Raw genomic sequence first — 19,017 nt, 5'->3', positions numbered from 1 at the left:
TTTTATCTTTTTTGTAGGAATAATCTGTAATTATCGAGTTAATAATGCTGGCCAAACTTTGCCGTCTGGTCGGGTAAGAATTACAGTTCCTCGATCTCCAGCAGAGTTGCTAAAGTCCAATGTCATATCAGAACCAGAAGTAGAAACAATGGTGTATACATAAGAAAATTCATCTTCGTTACCATTTGCAGTTTCTACGGTTTCGATAGTTCCTTCTGCTACCAAATTGATGCAATCCCAAACAATTTGCACGTCATCAAAAGTAATAGAACTGAAAACATCCATATAGCAGCTATCAAATTGTCCAAAACTAATATCTGATGTGGTGTATTCTCCAGGAGTATCCGTTTCTTCCCATGTCACCTGGCCTGATAGAGGAGGAGCAGGGCAATTACTTCTTCCTCCCGGGGCAGAAGTTAGAGCAGTTATCTGATATGTGTAAGTGTCGGCAAGACTTTCGGTGATTGCACATGCTATAGGTGTTCTATAGGTATATGGTGAAGAAAAGTAAGAACCTCCAGATACGTTACCACTGGCATCGTCTTCAGAGAAAGTACGTCCATCAGTTAGTGTTAGTACGAAGTTCAATTCAAAGTCGTCTCTTCCTTCTATTAAAGCTTCATCTACTCCGGTGAATGTAACAAGTTCATCAGCTGTGAATGTAATTTCGGTAATAGGTACTCCTCGGCTACCGGGTTGAAAGTCTGCTGCCGTCAAAGTACGAATTACGCCCACTTGGGTTGTAAGATCAGCGTCATCATCATCAATTGTTCCATCCATATTGGTGTCTACTCTTGTGTTTTCTACAAAACGAGCAGAAATTTCAATAGATTCCAGGAGTTCACCTTGTTGTGCATCCTGTTCTTCAATGGTAAGTACATAATTAGATCCGGTCTCAAAGGATAAGGTTATATCATTGTAGACTAGATTGTTGTCAATATCAATCGTTCTCAAAACCGCCCCGCTTGTTACATTTGCAAGTACGTCATCAACGGTTTTGTCATCGCCACTACAACCTAACATGATTACAGTTAGTAGTGCTATGTTTATATATTTAAAAAATCTTTTCATTGTTTTGTCTTTTTATGATTCCTAAATGCTATTCATTTTAGTTCGCTGGAGGGAAAGCTGGGGAATCAGGGTTAGTATCCCAAAAAACTTTTTGATCCGTATTTGGTTTTTGTTGTACTGAAGAATTGTTGGTAACAAGATCTGCCGGATAAAAGAAAGATCTTATCAAATTCCCAGGATTAGGTTCAATATTAGGTTGTAATGTGGTAGGATAACCTGTACGACGATAAAAGTTGTAAGAATCAATACCATTACCAAATAATGCTACCCAATATTGTTCTGCAATTACATCCCAACGGTCATCAGGTGTTACTGCAGCATCAAAATCAGCAAGGCGATCATTAACAAAACTAGAAATAGCAGCTGCGTTAGGTTCAAACGATAAGTTTGCAGAAGTGTCTAAAGCTCCAAAAGTGGCAACTTTTGTTATTGATTTAGTCAATCCGTTATTTAGTGCAGTTCTTGCACCAGGAATGTCCATGTTTAACATAGCGACTTCTGCGATCATGAAATCTACCCATGAAGATAGGATGATCGGAGTAATACCAGCTCCTTGTCCTCCATCTCCTTGAGAGATACCTTGAAAACTACTATCGTCAAATCGACCTGCAGCAGGATAAACTCCAAAAGTCGTTCTTAGGAATCCGTCTGGAGGTGTTCCATCATCATCTCCATGATCACGCCCCCAGTATCCATTATTTAGAAAACAAAATGTAAAATTACCGTCAATATAATGTTGAGGAGCACTTTCTAAGGAGCAACTTAGTGTTTCTTCATTAGGGGCAATTTCTGCTCCTGGTACTGCATTGGTTTGTCTGTAAAAGTAATATCTAATTCTTGGATCGTCATTATTAGACATTTGGTTCATTAACCAATTTGATAGGTATTCGTCGGCACCATCACCTTCATAATTGTTTGCATATCTAGGATGGCGGTTATCTGGTTGAATTTCATTGGCTCCCCAGGAAAACTGGAAGTCTTCCGAAGCAGTTTGAATATAATCTCCAGAAGTAACAATAGCATTAAAATCAGCAATAGCATTGTTGTCTACAAGCCTGCGTTGCAGGTAGATTTTCATTTTTAAGGTATTAGCAGCCTTAATCCAATTGTCCCAATCACCACTATAGTAAAAATCATTTTCTGGTTCGTTAGTTACATCTCTTTCAAAATTTATAATGGCTTCGTCTAGTAATTCCAGTGCAGCAGCATATATTGTTGCTCCGCTATCTGTTACAGGGTTTAAATTACCAGTGCTTCCTTGAACAGCTTCGGTGTAAGGAACATCTCCAAAAAAGTCTACCAAGGTAACAATAGTATATGCTTCAATTACTTGGCTTATAGCTAAGTGATGATAAAGTTCTCCATCTATGGCAAGAGGTTCCAAAGCTCTAACATCCGCCAGAATACCATTAAAGGTTTGGCTATGTCCATTTTGATCATCAAAAGATTCTCCAGTTGATTGGTAGGAACCACTCCAGACATCATTAAAATCAGCTGGTGAATAAGTGTTTTGGTAGTTTCTTCCAAACATATTGTCTATTCGGGTAACCTGCCCGGCAATAGCTCCAAAACGCTCAACAACTTTTCCAAAGTCTACTTGTATAGAATTCAGAAATAAATCTGGATTGGATTGATCAGGTGTTAATTGATTTGGATTGTCTGCCAAATCAAGCTCTAAACTCTCGCAAGAGGTAAATAACATTCCTATCGAGAGGATTGCTATGAGTGATATTTTATATGTCAATTTTATTGTATTCATGATGTTGTTTTTTTTGATTAGAAAGAAGCTTTAACACTGATACCATATCTTCTTGAACTTGGTCCATTCAAAAAGTCAAAACCTCTACCGTTACCTACTCCTAATCCAGCTACGTTAGGATCGAAATTCGTTCCATCAGGAATATTGAAGGCGTCAAACCATAAGTTATATCCTGTAAGATTCACGCTAAGTGAACCAAAAGGTGTATTGTCTAAATATTTTGTTGGTAATGAATACCCTAAAGAAAGTTCTTGTAATCGTAGTACTGTTCCGTCAAAAACACCTAGTTCATCAGGTCCAAATAATACATTCGAGAAATAGAATGTTGAATTGTTGATCTGAATGTTGTTTTGAGAGCCATCTTCTCTTACTCCAGGTAAGATAAACGTGTTTTCTCTGTCAACAGTATCAGTGGTTAGTCCTCTTCCTAATAAAGTAGATACTGTTCTTGAATAGATATCTCCTCCTTTAACAAAAGTAAATAAGAAGCTTAAGTTGAAGTTTTTGTAAGAGAATGAGTTGTTTACGTTCAATAAGTAATCCGGGTTAGGGTCACCAATTACGAAAGTACCCTCTTCTTCTCTGTAATTACCAGCATCGTTAACCAAAAAGTTTCCATTGGCATCTCTTTCTATTCGGCTACCTACTATAACACCAAGAGGCTCTCCTTCGATAGCAGCATTACCAAGGTTTGAGAAACCAGAATACACAATAATATCGGTATCAGCACCAAGGTCTTCTACGGTAGTTTCGTTGGTGGTGAAATTGATATTGGTATTCCAATTGAATCCATTGTCTGGAAATTGAATAATATCGATGCCTAAATCAATTTCTAAACCATCACTTTTGATTTCTCCAATGTTTTCACTGGTTACTGTAGCACCGGTAGAGTTATCTAGTGGTCTGTCAATGATTAAGTCTTTGGTGATTCTGTTATAATAAGAAGCGTTTAATGAGATTCTATTTCTAAAAAACCTTGATTCGATCCCTAATTCGATCTCGTTTAGACGTTCTGGCTTCAGATCTGGATTTCCTAGTCTAGGTGCTGCAGAGTTGGTTACGATATCTGTTCCAGAATCCTGGAAGTTTTGAGTGTCCAAGTCAAGAGTGGTAGCTACCGGGAATCCGGTTGGGAAGTTTGCTGAAGTTCCATAACCTGCCCTTATTTTAAGGTAGTTAATACCGTTATCAGTTCTTAGTCCTTCTATTGCGGTTGTTGGTAAGAAAGATACACTGGTACTAGGGTAAAAGATAGAGCGGTTGGCAGAACTTAGATTTGATACCCAGTCATTTCTTCCTGCAACTGTAAGATATAACATTCTTTTGTAGTCAAAATCTGCTTGTCCATATAAACCAACAATATTTCTTTCTTGTTTGAACTCTATTTCGTTTTGATTGGCAAAGTTTACATGTCTGAAAACATCAAACACCTGTTGATCACTACTAGCAACACCGTTACGTTCAAAAACTTCTCGTCGGCTTGTTGCACCTAGGTTAAAAGTCATTCCGACTTGTTCGCTAAGAGAGTAGCTACCATTAACGATAAAGTTATGGTCAAAAATGGTGTTGATATTAGTCCATGTTTGATAAATACCACTTCGTAAGGAAGCATCATCACTTACTCCACCTTTGTTTTGTTGGTTGACATTTGATTCGGTATAGTTGTCCAAACCAAAACGGTATACCAGATTTATATTATCGTTGATATCGTATTGAATAGTTCCATTACCAAATACACGATTGGTAGTTTGACGGTTTAAGGCGTTGTTTACTGTCCATAGTGGGTGCTGTATACTGTTGTTTTGACGATAATAAACACTGGATCCGTCTATTGGATTCTGAAACGGTAATCCTATTAAGTCAACACTACGTGGGGTAAAGAACAATTCTCCAAATACTGATGAACCTGTTCCAAAAGATCCGTTACCTCTACTCGCCGATACTGGTGGAGTTCGGAAATCTGTTTTAGAATAGTTTAATGTATTCGAAAGCGTGATTTTGTTGGATAGTTGTGCTTTTCCTCCAAAACCAAGTGTGTTTCTTCTTAAAGTGTTTCCTGGAGTGAAACCTTCATCTTCCAGATAACTATAGTTGGCATTATAACTTAAAGTGTTATCTGCAGTAGTTCCTCTAAAGTTGATTGCGGTATTAGAAACTGTTCCTGTTCTGAAAAAGTTTTCTACACTATCATAAGGTCTCCATTCATATCTTGCACCTGCAAATTGTGGGAATGCTGCTGGGATTCCTGTAGCAGAAGCTGCTGTGCTATATGGGTGAGCTAGAGTTCCGTCTTCGTTGAATCCTCTGTTAGGGTCTGAGTTAATTCCATTTCCCCAGCCGGCAACACCATCTCTATCAAAACTTGGTCCCCAGTTACTAAAAAACCATCCGAAAGCCTGGTCAAATCCATTACCAAATTGATCTTGGTAATCGGGCAAGGAGGCAATTTCATTAAAGAAGAATGAAGAGGTTATGGTCACTTCGTTCTTTTTTAGGGCTCCACCTGTAGAACCATTTTTGGTGGTGATAAGAATTACACCATTACGTCCTGCAGTGCCATAAAGGGTTGCGGCTGCCAAACCTTTTAGTACGTTTACACTTTCTATACTGTTAGGATCCAGATCTAGGAATCTACTTGATCCTGAGTTACCATCAATAAAGTCATTCTGACTATCTCCATCATTACCTCCTTGCGAGTTGGTGTCACTACTAAAAGGAACACCATCTACAATAAATAGAGGTTGGTTACTACCGCTAAAAGAACTAAGGCCTCGAATTACGATATTGGTACCTGATCCAGAAAGTCCATTTTGTTGTGTGATATTTACACCTGAGGCTTTTCCGAAGAGTACCCTACCGATATCTCCTTCTGCTCTTTGTTCTAATTGTTCATCTTTTACTTCTGCTACTGCGTATCCCAGTGCTTGTTTCTCACGGCGAATACCTTGCGCAGTTACAATTACCTCTTCGAGTTCCGAGGTTGAAGATTCTAATTGCACATCAATAGTATTTGATGCGCCTACCAGTACTTCCTTGTTAGTAAACCCAAGGAAGCTGAATACAAGAGTACTTCCTTGAGCAGTTTCAATACTGTATTTTCCGTCAAAGTCTGATTGTGTTCCAGAGTCTGTTCCTTTTACAATGATGTTTACTCCCGGTAGAGGTGAGCCTGCATCATCTGTTATTGTTCCTGTGATTGTTTTTTCTTGTGCATACGAGAGGTGCACTACCAGCGCTAGGAATAGCACCAGCATTCGATTTGTCGGTGATTTCATTTATTTTAATTATTAGAATTAGCCAACTTCAAAGTTGATAATAAATAATAACTAACAGCTGTTCTTTTAGATTTTTTTAACGTTTTTTGTTACGGTTTATCTGTTAATTTATGATAATTTAAGAGGACTTCTTCAACTTTTTAAACTTTGTGATTGATTGTCTTAACAGCTGAAAATCAGACGGATAATTTTAAACTCTTTTTAGAACTGACTGTAGGTTAGTTGTTTGTTTTGGTAAAACAAAATTTACAATCTTTTTTATTTGGTCAAGTTTTGTTTTCAATTTTTAGAATGTAGTGGCTTTGTTTTTCTTACCATATATACTATGAGTTCTTTGGTTAGAATGTGGTTAGTGGATTCTGAAAATGAGTTTTTCTGCTATTCTTATTTATGGGGTGTTTTCGTAAGGATTTTTAATTCTTTAAAAATTAATGTACTAGGATTTGATTTGCTCAAAAATATTTCTACCTTTGCAGCCCTTTTAAAGGGATATTTTAAAATTTTTAATAATAGTGTAAAGCAAATTATGCCAACAATTTCACAATTAGTACGAAAAGGTAGAGCCAAAATAACTAAGAAGAGTAAATCGGCTGCTTTGGATTCGTGCCCGCAACGTCGCGGTGTATGTACTCGTGTATACACTACTACTCCTAAGAAACCAAATTCTGCGATGCGTAAAGTAGCGCGTGTTAGGTTAACTAATGGAAAAGAAGTGAATGCATACATCGGTGGTGAAGGTCACAATCTCCAGGAGCACTCGATAGTATTAGTTAGAGGTGGAAGGGTAAAAGATTTACCGGGAGTTAGATATCACATTGTTCGTGGAGCTTTGGACACCGCTGGTGTTGAAGGTAGGACACAACGTAGATCTAAATACGGTGCAAAACGCCCTAAAAAGTAATTAAAAAACTTTAAGAAGAAATGAGAAAAAGAAAGGCTAAAAAAAGACCGATTTTACCAGATCCTCGTTTTAACGATCAATTAGTGACTCGTTTTGTAAATATGATGATGTGGGATGGTAAGAAATCTGTTGCTTTCAAGATTTTTTATGATGCGATTGATATCGTAGATCAGAAAAAACAAAATGAGGAAAAAACTGCATTAGAAATGTGGAAAGATGCATTGTCTAATGTAATGCCTCACGTAGAAGTACGAAGCCGAAGAGTTGGTGGAGCTACTTTTCAAATTCCTAATCCAATCAGACCAGACCGTAAGATATCTACTGCTATGAAGTGGTTGATTCAGTTTGCTCGTAAGAGAAACGAAAAATCTATGGCTCAAAAACTTGCTGCAGAAATTATCGCTGCAGAAAAAGAAGAAGGAGCTGCGGTTAAGAAAAGAGTTGATACTCACAAAATGGCTGAAGCAAATAAAGCATTCTCACACTTTAGATTTTAATCAATAACAGAAATGGCTAGAGATTTAAAATATACAAGAAACATAGGAATTGCTGCGCACATTGACGCAGGAAAGACAACGACTACAGAGCGTATTCTTTATTACACTGGTGTAAGTCACAAAATAGGTGAGGTGCACGATGGTGCGGCTACTATGGACTGGATGGAGCAAGAGCAGGAAAGAGGTATTACAATTACTTCTGCTGCTACCACTTGTACGTGGAACTTCCCAACCGAAAATGGTAAACCAACTGCAGATGCAAAAGGATACCACTTCAATATTATTGATACTCCGGGACACGTTGATTTTACCGTAGAGGTGAATCGTTCTTTACGTGTACTTGACGGATTAGTTTTCTTATTTAGTGCAGTTGATGGTGTAGAGCCTCAATCTGAAACTAACTGGAGGCTAGCTGATAATTACAAAGTTCCAAGAATGGGATTTGTAAACAAAATGGATCGTCAGGGATCTAACTTTTTAGCGGTTTGTAATCAGGTAAAAGAAATGTTAGGATCAAATGCTGTTCCTATCGTTTTGAATATCGGTGAAGAGGCTGATTTTAAAGGTATTGTTGATCTTGTGAAGAACCGTGCTATCGTATGGCATGATGAAACTCAAGGAGCAACATTTGATGTTATCGACATTCCTGAAGAGCTAAAAGCTGAAGCAAAAGAACTTAGAGGTAAGCTTATCGAAGAGGTAGCTGCTTATGACGAGGATCTTTTAGAAAAATACATGGAAGACGAGGAGTCTATTACCGAAGAGGAAGTGCATGCTGCACTTAGAGCTGCGGTAATGGATATGTCTATTATTCCAATGGTATGTGGTTCTGCTTTTAAAAATAAAGGAGTACAGTTCTTATTAGATGCTGTATGTCGTTACCTACCTTCTCCAACGGATAAGGATGCAATTGTTGGAACTGATCCTAACACAGATGAAGAGATTTCTCGTAAGCCTGATGTTAAGGAGCCGTTTTCTGCATTAGCATTTAAGATTGCTACAGATCCTTTCGTAGGTCGTTTGGCTTTCTTCCGTGCGTATTCAGGTAGATTGGATGCAGGTTCTTACGTGTTGAATAACCGTTCTGGAAAGAAAGAACGTATTTCTCGTATTTACCAGATGCACTCTAACAAACAAAATGCAATTGAATATATTGAGGCAGGAGATATTGGTGCAGCTGTAGGTTTTAAAGATATTAAAACTGGAGATACATTATCAGATGAGAAGAATCCAATTGTTCTTGAATCAATGGACTTCCCTGATCCGGTAATTGGTATCGCTGTAGAGCCAAAAACAAAGGCTGACGTAGATAAATTAGGAATGGCTTTGGCTAAATTGGCAGAAGAAGATCCTACATTTACTGTAAGAACAGATGAGGCTTCAGGACAGACTATTATTTCTGGAATGGGTGAGCTTCACTTAGATATTATTGTTGACCGTTTAAAGCGTGAATTTAAAGTAGAGGTTAACCAAGGGCAACCACAGGTTGAGTACAAAGAGGCTATTACTGCTCGTGCAGAACATAGAGAAGTGTACAAGAAGCAGTCTGGTGGTCGTGGTAAATTCGCAGATATCGTATTTACTATGGAGCCTGCTGAAGAAGGTAAAGTTGGTCTTGAATTCGTTTCTGAGATTAAAGGTGGTAACGTTCCTAAGGAATTTATCCCTTCTGTAGAAAAAGGATTCAAAGTGGCTATGAAAAATGGACCTTTGGCTGGATATGAAATGGATGCAATGAAAGTGACACTTACCGATGGTTCTTACCACGATGTGGATTCTGATCAATTGTCATTCGAATTGGCTGCGAAGTTAGGTTACAAAGCTGCTGCAAAAGCTGCAAGAGCTGTAATCATGGAGCCTATCATGAAATTGGAGGTATTAACTCCAGAAGAAAACATGGGTGATATCGTAGGAGATTTGAACAGACGTAGAGGTCAGGTTAACGATATGAGTGATCGTTCAGGATCTAAGGTTGTGAAAGCGATCGTTCCTCTTTCAGAAATGTTTGGTTATGTAACTTCATTAAGAACATTGTCTTCTGGTAGAGCAACATCTACGATGGAATTTTCTCACTATGCAGAGACTCCTTCTAATATTTCAGAAGAAGTAATTGCAGCTGCAAAAGGAGTTAACGCTTAATTATTACAGAAATGAGTCAAAAAATCAGAATAAAACTAAAATCTTACGATCACAACTTGGTAGACAAGTCTGCTGAGAAAATCGTAAAGACGGTAAAGAGTACAGGAGCTGTAGTAACTGGGCCAATTCCTTTACCAACACATAAGAAAATTTTTACGGTTCTACGTTCTCCACACGTAAACAAAAAGTCAAGAGAGCAATTTCAATTAAGTTCTTACAAAAGACTTTTGGATATCTATAGTTCTTCTTCAAAAACGATTGATGCGTTGATGAAGTTGGAATTACCAAGTGGGGTAGAAGTAGAGATCAAAGTATAATATTGATTTAGACTCCGCTCAACAATAGTTGATATTAAATTGCTGAGCGGAGTCGAAACAACATGTCCCAAGCTGCGTGCGAGGGAAAAACGGCAAAAATACATTTCAGGGTTGAAAGTGTTTTTAGCCCTGTTTTTTTGTGAAAGAATGAAGAGAAGTCAAGATCTAGTTTTGACTTTAAATAAGAATAATTAATAAATAATTTAAATATGTCTGGGTTAATAGGAAAAAAGATCGGTATGACCAGCATCTTCGACGAGAATGGAAAGAATATTCCATGTACGGTGATCGAAGCTGGGCCATGCGTGGTTACCCAAGTCAGAACCAATGAGGTTGACGGTTACGATGCTGTTCAATTAGGTTTCGATGACAAAGCAGACAAAAATGCTTCAAAAGCGGCTTTAGGTCACTTTAAAAAAGCAGGAACTGTTGCTAAGCGTAAAGTTGTCGAGTTTAAAGGTTTTGATGAGGAGTACAAATTAGGTGACACGATAACAGTAGAACACTTCGCAGAAGGAGAGTTTGTTGACGTTTCAGGAACTTCAAAAGGTAAAGGTTTCCAAGGGGTTGTAAAAAGACATGGTTTTGGCGGTGTTGGACAAGCAACTCACGGACAGCACAACCGATTAAGAGCTCCTGGTTCTATTGGTGCTGCATCCTACCCTGCAAGAGTATTCAAAGGAATGCGTATGGCAGGTAGAATGGGTGGAGAAAAAGTAAAAGTTCAAAACTTAAGAGTGTTAAAAGTAGTTCCAGAAAAGAACTTACTTGTGGTAAAGGGATGCGTTCCTGGTCATAAAAACACTTATGTAACGATTCAGAAGTAATGAAAGTAGCAGTTGTTGATATAAACGGAAAAGAAACAGGAAGAAAGGTAGACCTTTCTGATGCTGTTTTCGGTATAGAGCCAAACAATCATGCTGTATACTTAGATGTGAAACAATTCTTGGCGAATCAACGTCAGGGAACTCATAAAGCTAAGGAAAGAGCTGAGATTGCTGGTAGTACCAGAAAGATAAAGAAACAAAAAGGAACGGGAACTGCCAGAGCTGGTAGTATCAAGTCTCCTGTTTTTAAAGGAGGAGGTAGAATTTTTGGTCCAAGACCACGTAACTACTCTTTTAAATTAAATAAGAACTTAAAAAGATTAGCACGTAAATCTGCCTTAAGTATCAAAGCAAATGACAAGGCGATAACCGTTATCGAAGACTTTAATTTTGATGCTCCAAAGACAAAGAGTTTTACAGCAATTTTGAAGTCATTAGGGCTTGAAAACAAAAAATCTTTGTTTGTGTTGGCAGAGTCAAATAATAATGTATATTTGTCGTCGCGCAATTTGAAAAGTTCAGAAGTTATAACTGCTTCAGAATTAAGTACTTACAAAATACTTAATGCAAACAGCGTTGTGCTTTTGGAAGGTTCTTTGAAAGGAATTGAAACGAATTTAAGTAAATAGAAGCCATGAGTATCTTAATAAAACCTATTATTACGGAAAAGGCTACTAACGATAGTGAAGTGTATAACCGCTATGGTTTTGTAGTAGATAAGAAAGCGAATAAGGTAGAGATCAAAAAGGCAGTTGAGGCTGCTTATGGTGTATCTGTTACTAAAGTTCGCACAATAAATGTCCGTCCGGATCGCAAGGTTCGTTATACCAAAACTGGTATGATCACTGGTAAAACAAGCGCTTATAAAAAAGCAATTGTACAGGTGGCGGAAGGTGATGTAATTGATTTATATAGTAATCTTTAAGACTAGAAAATGTCAGTAAGAAAATTAAAACCAATTACCCCAGGTCAGCGTTTTAGAGTAGTAAATGGATTTGACGCAATTACTACTGATAAGCCGGAGAAGAGTTTATTAGCTCCGAAGAAAAGATCTGGAGGTAGAAACAGTCAAGGAAAAATGACAATCCGCTACAAAGGTGGAGGTCATAAGAGAAGGTATCGTATCATCGATTTTAAACGTGATAAGCATGGAATCCCTGCTACCGTTGCAACAATCGAATATGATCCAAACAGAACTGCTTTTATAGCGTTAGTAAATTACCAAGATGGTGAGAAGCGCTATGTTATCGCTCAAAATGGACTTCAAGTAGGGCAAAACATTGTTTCTGGAAACAATGTAGCACCAGAAATTGGTAACGCAATGCCTTTAAGTGATATCCCATTAGGTACTATTATTTCTTGTATAGAGTTAAGACCAGGTCAAGGTGCTGTTATGGCGCGTAGTGCTGGTTCTTTTGCTCAATTGATGGCTCGTGATGGTAAGTTTGCAACTGTAAAGTTGCCTTCTGGCGAGGTGAGAATGGTATTGGTTAACTGTATGGCAACTATCGGTGCAGTATCTAACAGTGATCACCAATTGATCGTTGGTGGTAAAGCTGGTAGATCTAGATGGTTAGGTCGCAGACCACGTACAAGACCAGTAGCGATGAACCCGGTAGATCATCCAATGGGTGGTGGTGAAGGACGTTCTTCTGGAGGTCACCCACGTTCTAGAAAAGGTCTTCCTGCAAAAGGATTTAGAACCCGTTCTAAGACGAAAGCGAGTAATAAGTATATTGTAGAACGTAGAAAGAAATAATAAGATATGGCACGTTCATTAAAAAAAGGACCTTACGTTCACTATAAGTTAGAGAAAAAAGTAGCTGCTAATGTAGAGGCTAACAAAAAGTCTGTTATCAAGACTTGGTCTAGAGCATCTATGATTACTCCTGACTTTGTAGGGCAAACAATTGCAGTTCATAATGGTCGACAGTTTGTACCTGTATATATTACAGAGAACATGGTAGGTCATAAATTAGGAGAATTTTCGCCAACTCGTTCATTTAGAGGACATGCTGGTGCTAAAAATAAAGGTAAAAAATAATTTAAGCTATGGGAGTTCGTAAAAAAGAAATGGCGGATAGAATTAAGGAGGAGAAAAAGCAAGTTGCTTTTGCTAAGCTTAATAACTGCCCTACGTCACCACGCAAAATGCGTTTGGTAGCAGACCTGATCCGTGGTGAGAAAGTAGAAAGAGCGCTTCATATTCTTAGATTTAGCCAAAAGGAGGCAGCACGTCGTTTAGAGAAGCTGTTGCTTTCTGCTATAGCAAACTGGCAGGCGAAAAATGAAGACGCTAGTATAGAGGATGCGGATCTATTCATTAAAGAAATTCGTGTAGACGGAGGAAGTATGTTAAAAAGACTTCGTCCAGCTCCACAAGGTCGCGCACACAGAATTAGAAAACGTTCAAATCACGTAACAATCGTGTTAGGAGCAAAAAATAATACACAAAGCTAATATAGACTATGGGACAGAAGACAAATCCAATCGGAAATCGCCTTGGTATCATTAGAGGTTGGGAATCCAACTGGTACGGAGGTAATGACTACGGTGATAAACTTGCCGAAGACGATAAGATTAGAAAGTATGTACATGCGCGTTTATCAAAAGCTAGTGTATCAAGAGTAATCATAGAGCGTACGCTTAAACTTGTAACCGTTACTATCACTACCGCTAGACCTGGTATCATTATCGGAAAAGGTGGGCAAGAGGTAGACAAGTTAAAAGAAGAGCTTAAGAAGATTACAGAGAAGGAAGTTCAGATCAACATCTTTGAAATCAAGAGACCTGAGCTGGATTCATACTTAGTAGCATCAAGTGTTGCAAGACAGATAGAAAGTCGTATTTCTTACCGTCGTGCAATCAAGATGGCTATTGCGGCTGCAATGAGAATGAATGCAGAAGGGATTAAAATTCAGATTTCAGGGCGTTTGAATGGAGCTGAAATGGCACGTTCAGAAGCTTACAAAGAAGGTCGAATTCCTTTATCTACATTTAGAGCTGACATAGATTATGCTTTAGTTGAAGCTCATACTACTTACGGTAGATTGGGTGTGAAAGTATGGATCATGAAAGGCGAAGTATATGGTAAAAGAGAACTTTCTCCTTTAGTTGGTTTATCCAAAAAACAAGGAAAAGGTGACAGAGGTGGACGAAGTGGTGGTAATAAGTCACGTCGTAGAAAGTAATTTTTTAAAGTAAATTAACAATGTTACAGCCTAAAAGAACAAAATTCCGTAAGCAACAAAAAGGTCGTATGAAAGGTCTTTCTCAAAGAGGACACCAACTTTCAAACGGTACTTTCGGAATCAAATCATTAGATTCAAATTTTGTTACTGCTAGACAAATTGAAGCAGCTCGTATTTCTGCTACTCGTTATATGAAAAGAGAGGGGTCTCTGTGGATTAAAATTTTCCCAGACAAGCCAATTACAAAAAAGCCTCTTGAAGTACGTATGGGTAAAGGAAAAGGTGCGGTTGAATACTGGGCAGCAGTAGTAAAACCAGGAAGAATATTATTTGAAGTTAGTGGTGTGCCTTATGACGTAGCTAAAGAAGCATTGCGTTTGGCAGCTCAAAAACTTCCCGTGAGAACTAAGTTTATTGTAGCTAGAGATTATCAAGCTTAAAATTGAAGATTTATTATGAAGCAATCAGAAGTTAAAGAATTATCTACAGCTGAATTACAAGAAGAACTTGGTAAGTCACAAAAAGCATATTCAGATTTAAGAATGGCTCACGCAATGTCTCCACTAGAAAATCCTTTACAATTACGTAAAGTAAGAAGATCTATTGCAAGAATTGCTACAGAGCTAACAAAAAGAGAATTAAACGGTTAATTCTGCTGAAAGATGGAAAAAAGAAACTTAAGAAAAGAACGTATAGGTGTTGTTACAAGTAACAAAATGCAGAAATCAATCGTGGTTTCTGAGGTGAAAAAAGTAAAACACCCGATGTACGGAAAGTTCGTGTTAAAAACGAAAAAATACGTTGCACACGACGAGAAAAACGACTGCAATATTGGTGATACTGTAAAGATCATGGAAACAAGACCTATGAGTAAAACCAAATGCTGGAGATTAGTAGAAGTAATTGAAAGAGCGAAGTAATTATGGTACAACAAGAGTCTAGATTAAAAGTAGCCGATAACACCGGGGCTAAAGAAGTTTTAGCAATTCGTGTTCTAGGTGGTACAGGAAGAAGATACGCCTCTGTAGGAGACAAAATAGTTGTCAGTGTAAAAGAAGCAACTCCTAATGGAAACATTAAGAAAGGAGCGGTTTCTACTGCAGTTGTAGTTCGTACTAAAAAAGAGGTACGCAGACCAGATGGTTCTTATATTCGTTTCGATGATAATGCATGTGTTTTATTAAACCCTGCGGGAGAAATGAGAGGAACTCGTGTATTTGGTCCTGTGGCAAGAGAACTTCGTGATAAGCAATTCATGAAGATTGTTTCACTAGCGCCAGAAGTGCTTTAAAATAATTTAAAGATGACAAAGCTTAAAATTAAAACAGGAGATACGGTAAAAGTTATCGCTGGTGCTCATAAGAGTACTACGAACAATGCTGTTACTGGAAAAGTATTAAAGGTACTACGTGAAGAAAACAAAGCTATCGTAGAGGGAGTAAATATCGTAAAGAAACATGCGAAACCAAGTGCTCAGAATCCTCAAGGTGGTATTGTAGAAAAAGAAGCACCTATTCATATTTCTAACTTGTCGTTGATGACTTCAAATGGAGAAGCGACAAGAGTAGGGTATAGAATGGAAGGAGATAAGAAAGTGAGATTTTCTAAAAAATCTAATGAAGTAATATAGTTATGGCTTATATCCCAAGACTAAAACAAGAGTATAAAGACCGCGTTGTGTCTGCTCTTACAGAAGAATTCAGCTATGATAATGTAATGCAAGTACCAAAACTTAAAAAAATAGTTTTGAGTAGAGGTATTGGAGCTGCAGTTGCTGATAAAAAATTGATCGACTATGCAGTTGATGAATTGACAACAATCACTGGTCAAAAAGCTGTGCCTACGATTTCTAAGAAGGATGTTGCTTCTTTCAAATTGCGTAAAGGAATGCCAATTGGAGCAAAGGTTACGTTAAGAGGAGAAAGAATGTACGAATTTTTAGATCGTTTAATTACTTCAGCATTACCACGTGTAAGAGATTTTGGTGGAATCAACGCTAAAGGTTTTGATGGAAGAGGTAACTACTCCATGGGTATTACTGAACAAATCATCTTTCCTGAGATCGATATCGATAAGGTAAACAAAATTTCAGGAATGAATATTACTTTCGAAACTTCAGCGGAGACTGATAAAGAAGCAAAATCATTGTTAACCGAACTAGGATTACCTTTTAAAAAGAATTAATTATGGCTAAAGAATCAATGAAAGCCCGTGAGGTGAAGAGAGCTAAAACTGTAGCTAAATATGCTGAAAAAAGAAAAGCTTTAAAAGAAGCTGGAGATTATGAGGCGCTGCAGAAATTACCAAGAAATGCTTCTCCTATCCGTAAGCACAACCGTTGTAAGCTTACAGGAAGACCAAAAGGGTACATGCGTCAGTTTGGAATTTCTCGTGTAACATTCAGAGAAATGGCAAACAAAGGATTAATTCCAGGAGTAACAAAAGCTAGTTGGTAGACTAATTTGAATTAATTGGTATAAGGTTCGATAAACATCGAAAACCAATACCATAAACTATAAATAATGAATACAGATCCTATTGCAGATTATTTAACTAGAATTAGAAATGCAAATAGAGCTCAGCACAGAGTTGTTGAGATTCCTGCATCTAAGGTTAAAAAAGAAATTACTAAGATATTATTCGATCAAGGATATATCTTAAGTTATAAGTTTGAGGATAACTCAGTACAAGGTACTATCAAGATCGCTCTTAAGTATGATAAAATGACTAAAGAGCCAGTAATTAAAGAATTACAGAGAATAAGTAAGCCGGGTTTACGTAAGTATGCTGGATCAAAAGATATTCCAAGAATTCTTAATGGATTAGGTATAGCAATCGTTTCTACATCTCATGGTGTTATGACTGGTAAGCAGGCAAGACAAGAGAACGTAGGAGGAGAAGTACTTTGTTACGTATATTAACAGTATAAAAGGCAAAAGAAATGTCAAGAATAGGAAAAAATCCAGTAACTATTCCGTCTGGTGTCACTGTAGAGGTGACAGGTAATGTTGTTACTGTTAAAGGAAAATTAGGAGAGCTTTCTCAAGAGTTTGATACTGTTGAAGTGAAAGTAGAAGAAGGTCAGGTCGTTGTAGAAAGATCTAATGATGCTAAGGATTCAAAATCAAAACACGGTTTGTATCGTGCTTTGATCCAGAACATGGTAGTAGGTGTTTCTGAAGGTTTTACCAAAGAGTTAGAATTAGTAGGAGTTGGATATAGAGCTTCTAACCAGGGTCAGAAATTAGATTTGGCGCTTGGATTCTCTCATAACATAGTTTTAGATTTAGCTCCAGAAGTTAAGGTTGAAACTATTTCAGAAAAAGGTAAAAACCCTATCGTAAAATTGACTTCTCATGATAAGCAGTTGGTGGGACAGGTAGCCGCTAAGATTAGAGGTTTCCGTAAGCCAGAGCCTTACAAAGGAAAAGGAGTTAAATTCGTAGGAGAACAATTAAGAAGAAAAGCAGGTAAATCTGCATAATAACGAAGTTATGGCATTCTCAAAAGAATCAAGAAGATTAAAGATAAGAAAGCGAATCCGCGGAAGAATTAGCGGAACAGAACAACGTCCTAGATTATCTGTTTATAGAAGTAATAAAGAAATCTATGCTCAGGTTATAGATGATGTAACTGGTAAGACAATCAGTTCAGCTTCTTCAAGAGATAAAGACATTGCTAAAGCTAATGGAACTAAAGTTGAAATCGCAAGTTTAGTTGGAAAAGCTTTGGCAGAAAAAGCGATTAAAGCCGGTGTAGAAACAGTATCTTTTGATAGAGGAGGGTATTTGTACCACGGTAGAGTTAAATCATTGGCAGAAGGTGCTAGAGAAGCAGGACTTAAATTCTAAGAAATTATGTATCAGAAATATAAAAACGCAGAATTAGTAAAACCAAGCGGACTTGAACTAAAAGATCGTTTAGTTGGTGTACAACGTGTGACTAAAGTAACAAAGGGTGGTAGAGCATTCGGTTTCTCTGCAATCGTTGTTGTTGGTGACGAAAACGGTGTTGTTGGTCATGGTCTTGGTAAGTCTAAGGAGGTAGCAGAAGCTATCGCTAAGGCTGTAGAAGATGCAAAAAAGAATTTGGTTCGTATTCCATTACATAAAGGTACTTTACCTCACGAACAAAAAGGTAAGTATGGTGGAGCAAGAGTATTATTAATGCCTGCTGCAACTGGTACCGGAGTAATTGCTGGTGGTGCTATCCGTGCAGTATTAGAATCTGTAGGTGTGCATGATGTACTTTCTAAGAACCAAGGATCGTCTAACCCACACAATGTAGTGAAAGCAACCTTTGATGCGTTGTTACAATTACGTAGTGCTCAGCAAGTAGCTGCACAACGTGGTATTTCACTAGAAAAGGTGTTTAAAGGATAAATTAAGGAACGATGGCAAAGATTAAAATTACTAAAGTAAAGAGCGCGATTAATCGTACTCAGAGACAGAAAAGAACTCTAGAGGCTCTAGGGCTTAAAAAGATCGGCCAGGTAGTGGAGCATGATGATACTCCTAATATCCTTGGGATGGTAAATAAAGTTAAACATTTAGTTTCAGTAGAAACAAAATAATATAAGCACATGGATTTAAGTAACTTAAAACCTGCTGCAGGTTCGGTAAAAAATAACAGTAAGCGAGTAGGTCGCGGACAAGGTTCTGGAAAAGGAGGAACTGCTACTCGTGGACATAAAGGAGCAAAGTCACGTTCTGGATATTCTAGAAAAATTGGTTTTGAAGGTGGACAAATGCCACTTCAAAGACGTGTGCCTAAGTTCGGTTTCAAGAACATCAACAGAAAAGAGTATCAAGGAATCAATCTTGACACGCTACAAAAATTAGTAGACGAAGGAAAGATAAAGGATACTGTAGATCTTGACGTGATCTTGGCAACTCGTTTAGCTAGAAAGAATGATTTGGTGAAAATACTGGGAAGAGGTGAATTGAAGGCGAAATTGAAAGTCTCAGCTCACAAATTTACAGCCACTGCAAAAGCTGCTATTGAAGCTGCTGGTGGTGAAGCAGTAACCTTATAATAAAC

At 37.8% G+C, this 19,017-nt stretch carries 27 protein-coding genes; 24 read left to right on the top strand and 3 right to left on the bottom strand.

What is annotated here, in order from left to right:
• Window positions 1-30: 30 nt before the first annotated feature.
• The 3 genes from ACXAGJ_RS08415 to ACXAGJ_RS08405 are packed head-to-tail and all read right to left on the bottom strand — an operon-like array spanning window position 31 to window position 6,105.
• Window positions 31-1,071, bottom strand: coding sequence for a hypothetical protein (locus tag ACXAGJ_RS08415; RefSeq protein ID WP_474838845.1), 1,041 nt, complete (start codon window positions 1,069-1,071; stop codon window positions 31-33).
• 37 nt (window positions 1,072-1,108) lie between these two features.
• Window positions 1,109-2,830: a SusD/RagB family nutrient-binding outer membrane lipoprotein gene (locus ACXAGJ_RS08410; protein ID WP_474838843.1), complete on the bottom strand. Its 1,722-nt coding sequence runs from the start codon at window positions 2,828-2,830 to the stop codon at window positions 1,109-1,111.
• Between the two features lie 17 nt (window positions 2,831-2,847).
• Window positions 2,848-6,105: a SusC/RagA family TonB-linked outer membrane protein gene (locus ACXAGJ_RS08405; protein WP_073316839.1), complete on the bottom strand. Its 3,258-nt coding sequence runs from the start codon at window positions 6,103-6,105 to the stop codon at window positions 2,848-2,850.
• A 526-nt stretch (window positions 6,106-6,631) separates the two neighbouring features.
• Between ACXAGJ_RS08405 and rpsL the strand changes: the two genes are divergently transcribed.
• The 24 genes from rpsL to rplO all read left to right on the top strand — a co-directional run bounded on the left by rpsL (window position 6,632) and on the right by rplO (window position 19,012).
• Complete coding sequence (gene rpsL / locus ACXAGJ_RS08400; protein WP_024770883.1) at window positions 6,632-7,006, top strand: 30S ribosomal protein S12; 375 nt, start codon at window positions 6,632-6,634, stop codon at window positions 7,004-7,006.
• Window positions 7,007-7,026: 20 nt separating this feature from the next.
• Complete coding sequence (gene rpsG / locus ACXAGJ_RS08395; protein ID WP_073316841.1) at window positions 7,027-7,503, top strand: 30S ribosomal protein S7; 477 nt, start codon at window positions 7,027-7,029, stop codon at window positions 7,501-7,503.
• Window positions 7,504-7,515: 12 nt separating this feature from the next.
• Window positions 7,516-9,642, top strand: a complete 2,127-nt coding sequence (gene fusA, locus ACXAGJ_RS08390; protein ID WP_474838840.1) for an elongation factor G — start codon at window positions 7,516-7,518, stop codon at window positions 9,640-9,642.
• 11 nt (window positions 9,643-9,653) lie between these two features.
• Complete coding sequence (gene rpsJ, locus ACXAGJ_RS08385) at window positions 9,654-9,959, top strand: 30S ribosomal protein S10 (protein WP_010181931.1); 306 nt, start codon at window positions 9,654-9,656, stop codon at window positions 9,957-9,959.
• A gap of 209 nt (window positions 9,960-10,168) precedes the next feature.
• The gene (gene rplC / locus ACXAGJ_RS08380; RefSeq protein ID WP_073316845.1) at window positions 10,169-10,786 is read left to right on the top strand and encodes a 50S ribosomal protein L3; all 618 of its coding nucleotides are present in this window, start codon (window positions 10,169-10,171) and stop codon (window positions 10,784-10,786) included.
• Window positions 10,786-11,415, top strand: coding sequence for a 50S ribosomal protein L4 (rplD, locus tag ACXAGJ_RS08375; protein WP_474838836.1), 630 nt, complete (start codon window positions 10,786-10,788; stop codon window positions 11,413-11,415). The genes rplC and rplD overlap by 1 nt, the downstream gene beginning before the upstream one ends.
• A gap of 5 nt (window positions 11,416-11,420) precedes the next feature.
• The gene (gene rplW / locus ACXAGJ_RS08370) at window positions 11,421-11,711 is read left to right on the top strand and encodes a 50S ribosomal protein L23 (RefSeq protein ID WP_073316849.1); all 291 of its coding nucleotides are present in this window, start codon (window positions 11,421-11,423) and stop codon (window positions 11,709-11,711) included.
• Between the two features lie 9 nt (window positions 11,712-11,720).
• The gene (rplB, locus tag ACXAGJ_RS08365; RefSeq protein ID WP_073316851.1) at window positions 11,721-12,545 is read left to right on the top strand and encodes a 50S ribosomal protein L2; all 825 of its coding nucleotides are present in this window, start codon (window positions 11,721-11,723) and stop codon (window positions 12,543-12,545) included.
• A gap of 6 nt (window positions 12,546-12,551) precedes the next feature.
• On the top strand, window positions 12,552-12,830 hold the full coding sequence (rpsS, locus tag ACXAGJ_RS08360; RefSeq protein ID WP_024770876.1) for a 30S ribosomal protein S19: 279 nt from the start codon (window positions 12,552-12,554) through the stop codon (window positions 12,828-12,830).
• Window positions 12,831-12,838: 8 nt separating this feature from the next.
• Complete coding sequence (gene rplV / locus ACXAGJ_RS08355) at window positions 12,839-13,246, top strand: 50S ribosomal protein L22 (protein ID WP_473282169.1); 408 nt, start codon at window positions 12,839-12,841, stop codon at window positions 13,244-13,246.
• 8 nt (window positions 13,247-13,254) lie between these two features.
• A complete protein-coding gene (gene rpsC / locus ACXAGJ_RS08350; protein ID WP_073316854.1) occupies window positions 13,255-13,977 on the top strand; it encodes a 30S ribosomal protein S3 in 723 nt (240 codons plus the stop codon).
• A 20-nt stretch (window positions 13,978-13,997) separates the two neighbouring features.
• Window positions 13,998-14,417: a 50S ribosomal protein L16 gene (gene rplP / locus ACXAGJ_RS08345; RefSeq protein WP_473282168.1), complete on the top strand. Its 420-nt coding sequence runs from the start codon at window positions 13,998-14,000 to the stop codon at window positions 14,415-14,417.
• Window positions 14,418-14,432: 15 nt separating this feature from the next.
• Window positions 14,433-14,627 (top strand): 50S ribosomal protein L29, encoded by a 195-nt coding sequence (gene rpmC / locus ACXAGJ_RS08340; RefSeq protein WP_027411972.1) that lies wholly within the window; start codon window positions 14,433-14,435, stop codon window positions 14,625-14,627.
• Window positions 14,628-14,639: 12 nt separating this feature from the next.
• Complete coding sequence (gene rpsQ, locus ACXAGJ_RS08335) at window positions 14,640-14,897, top strand: 30S ribosomal protein S17 (protein WP_034243856.1); 258 nt, start codon at window positions 14,640-14,642, stop codon at window positions 14,895-14,897.
• 2 nt (window positions 14,898-14,899) lie between these two features.
• Window positions 14,900-15,268, top strand: coding sequence for a 50S ribosomal protein L14 (gene rplN / locus ACXAGJ_RS08330; RefSeq protein ID WP_073316857.1), 369 nt, complete (start codon window positions 14,900-14,902; stop codon window positions 15,266-15,268).
• Window positions 15,269-15,280: 12 nt separating this feature from the next.
• A complete protein-coding gene (gene rplX, locus ACXAGJ_RS08325) occupies window positions 15,281-15,607 on the top strand; it encodes a 50S ribosomal protein L24 (protein WP_474838830.1) in 327 nt (108 codons plus the stop codon).
• Window positions 15,608-15,609: 2 nt separating this feature from the next.
• On the top strand, window positions 15,610-16,161 hold the full coding sequence (gene rplE, locus ACXAGJ_RS08320) for a 50S ribosomal protein L5 (protein ID WP_073316860.1): 552 nt from the start codon (window positions 15,610-15,612) through the stop codon (window positions 16,159-16,161).
• 2 nt (window positions 16,162-16,163) lie between these two features.
• Window positions 16,164-16,433, top strand: a complete 270-nt coding sequence (gene rpsN / locus ACXAGJ_RS08315; RefSeq protein ID WP_073316862.1) for a 30S ribosomal protein S14 — start codon at window positions 16,164-16,166, stop codon at window positions 16,431-16,433.
• Between the two features lie 66 nt (window positions 16,434-16,499).
• Complete coding sequence (gene rpsH, locus ACXAGJ_RS08310) at window positions 16,500-16,898, top strand: 30S ribosomal protein S8 (RefSeq protein WP_474838827.1); 399 nt, start codon at window positions 16,500-16,502, stop codon at window positions 16,896-16,898.
• A 20-nt stretch (window positions 16,899-16,918) separates the two neighbouring features.
• Entirely contained in the window at window positions 16,919-17,461 is a 543-nt protein-coding gene (gene rplF / locus ACXAGJ_RS08305; protein WP_474838825.1) for a 50S ribosomal protein L6, read from the top strand.
• A gap of 10 nt (window positions 17,462-17,471) precedes the next feature.
• The gene (gene rplR / locus ACXAGJ_RS08300; RefSeq protein WP_073316867.1) at window positions 17,472-17,828 is read left to right on the top strand and encodes a 50S ribosomal protein L18; all 357 of its coding nucleotides are present in this window, start codon (window positions 17,472-17,474) and stop codon (window positions 17,826-17,828) included.
• Between the two features lie 6 nt (window positions 17,829-17,834).
• Window positions 17,835-18,359 (top strand): 30S ribosomal protein S5, encoded by a 525-nt coding sequence (gene rpsE / locus ACXAGJ_RS08295; RefSeq protein ID WP_073316869.1) that lies wholly within the window; start codon window positions 17,835-17,837, stop codon window positions 18,357-18,359.
• An 11-nt stretch (window positions 18,360-18,370) separates the two neighbouring features.
• Complete coding sequence (gene rpmD / locus ACXAGJ_RS08290) at window positions 18,371-18,550, top strand: 50S ribosomal protein L30 (RefSeq protein ID WP_027392536.1); 180 nt, start codon at window positions 18,371-18,373, stop codon at window positions 18,548-18,550.
• A gap of 9 nt (window positions 18,551-18,559) precedes the next feature.
• Window positions 18,560-19,012, top strand: coding sequence for a 50S ribosomal protein L15 (rplO, locus tag ACXAGJ_RS08285; RefSeq protein WP_073316871.1), 453 nt, complete (start codon window positions 18,560-18,562; stop codon window positions 19,010-19,012).
• Window positions 19,013-19,017: the final 5 nt, after the last annotated feature.

The organism is Aquimarina sp. AWH4_224 (genome assembly GCF_056160245.1).
The sequence above is the reverse complement of the archived record's forward strand: the minus strand, read 5'-3'. Positions and strand labels throughout refer to the sequence as shown.

Bases quoted from the DNA above. Each gene is read 5' to 3' on its own strand.
- ACXAGJ_RS08415 (WP_474838845.1), bottom strand. From the start codon at position 1,071: ATGAAAAGATTTTTTAAATATATAAACATAGCACTACTAACTGTAATC.
- ACXAGJ_RS08410 (WP_474838843.1), bottom strand. From the start codon at position 2,830: ATGAATACAATAAAATTGACATATAAAATATCACTCATAGCAATCCTC.
- ACXAGJ_RS08405 (WP_073316839.1), bottom strand. From the start codon at position 6,105: ATGAAATCACCGACAAATCGAATGCTGGTGCTATTCCTAGCGCTGGTA.
- rpsL (WP_024770883.1), top strand. From the start codon at position 6,632: ATGCCAACAATTTCACAATTAGTACGAAAAGGTAGAGCCAAAATAACT.
- rpsG (WP_073316841.1), top strand. From the start codon at position 7,027: ATGAGAAAAAGAAAGGCTAAAAAAAGACCGATTTTACCAGATCCTCGT.
- fusA (WP_474838840.1), top strand. From the start codon at position 7,516: ATGGCTAGAGATTTAAAATATACAAGAAACATAGGAATTGCTGCGCAC.
- rpsJ (WP_010181931.1), top strand. From the start codon at position 9,654: ATGAGTCAAAAAATCAGAATAAAACTAAAATCTTACGATCACAACTTG.
- rplC (WP_073316845.1), top strand. From the start codon at position 10,169: ATGTCTGGGTTAATAGGAAAAAAGATCGGTATGACCAGCATCTTCGAC.
- rplD (WP_474838836.1), top strand. From the start codon at position 10,786: ATGAAAGTAGCAGTTGTTGATATAAACGGAAAAGAAACAGGAAGAAAG.
- rplW (WP_073316849.1), top strand. From the start codon at position 11,421: ATGAGTATCTTAATAAAACCTATTATTACGGAAAAGGCTACTAACGAT.
- rplB (WP_073316851.1), top strand. From the start codon at position 11,721: ATGTCAGTAAGAAAATTAAAACCAATTACCCCAGGTCAGCGTTTTAGA.
- rpsS (WP_024770876.1), top strand. From the start codon at position 12,552: ATGGCACGTTCATTAAAAAAAGGACCTTACGTTCACTATAAGTTAGAG.
- rplV (WP_473282169.1), top strand. From the start codon at position 12,839: ATGGGAGTTCGTAAAAAAGAAATGGCGGATAGAATTAAGGAGGAGAAA.
- rpsC (WP_073316854.1), top strand. From the start codon at position 13,255: ATGGGACAGAAGACAAATCCAATCGGAAATCGCCTTGGTATCATTAGA.
- rplP (WP_473282168.1), top strand. From the start codon at position 13,998: ATGTTACAGCCTAAAAGAACAAAATTCCGTAAGCAACAAAAAGGTCGT.
- rpmC (WP_027411972.1), top strand. From the start codon at position 14,433: ATGAAGCAATCAGAAGTTAAAGAATTATCTACAGCTGAATTACAAGAA.
- rpsQ (WP_034243856.1), top strand. From the start codon at position 14,640: ATGGAAAAAAGAAACTTAAGAAAAGAACGTATAGGTGTTGTTACAAGT.
- rplN (WP_073316857.1), top strand. From the start codon at position 14,900: ATGGTACAACAAGAGTCTAGATTAAAAGTAGCCGATAACACCGGGGCT.
- rplX (WP_474838830.1), top strand. From the start codon at position 15,281: ATGACAAAGCTTAAAATTAAAACAGGAGATACGGTAAAAGTTATCGCT.
- rplE (WP_073316860.1), top strand. From the start codon at position 15,610: ATGGCTTATATCCCAAGACTAAAACAAGAGTATAAAGACCGCGTTGTG.
- rpsN (WP_073316862.1), top strand. From the start codon at position 16,164: ATGGCTAAAGAATCAATGAAAGCCCGTGAGGTGAAGAGAGCTAAAACT.
- rpsH (WP_474838827.1), top strand. From the start codon at position 16,500: ATGAATACAGATCCTATTGCAGATTATTTAACTAGAATTAGAAATGCA.
- rplF (WP_474838825.1), top strand. From the start codon at position 16,919: ATGTCAAGAATAGGAAAAAATCCAGTAACTATTCCGTCTGGTGTCACT.
- rplR (WP_073316867.1), top strand. From the start codon at position 17,472: ATGGCATTCTCAAAAGAATCAAGAAGATTAAAGATAAGAAAGCGAATC.
- rpsE (WP_073316869.1), top strand. From the start codon at position 17,835: ATGTATCAGAAATATAAAAACGCAGAATTAGTAAAACCAAGCGGACTT.
- rpmD (WP_027392536.1), top strand. From the start codon at position 18,371: ATGGCAAAGATTAAAATTACTAAAGTAAAGAGCGCGATTAATCGTACT.
- rplO (WP_073316871.1), top strand. From the start codon at position 18,560: ATGGATTTAAGTAACTTAAAACCTGCTGCAGGTTCGGTAAAAAATAAC.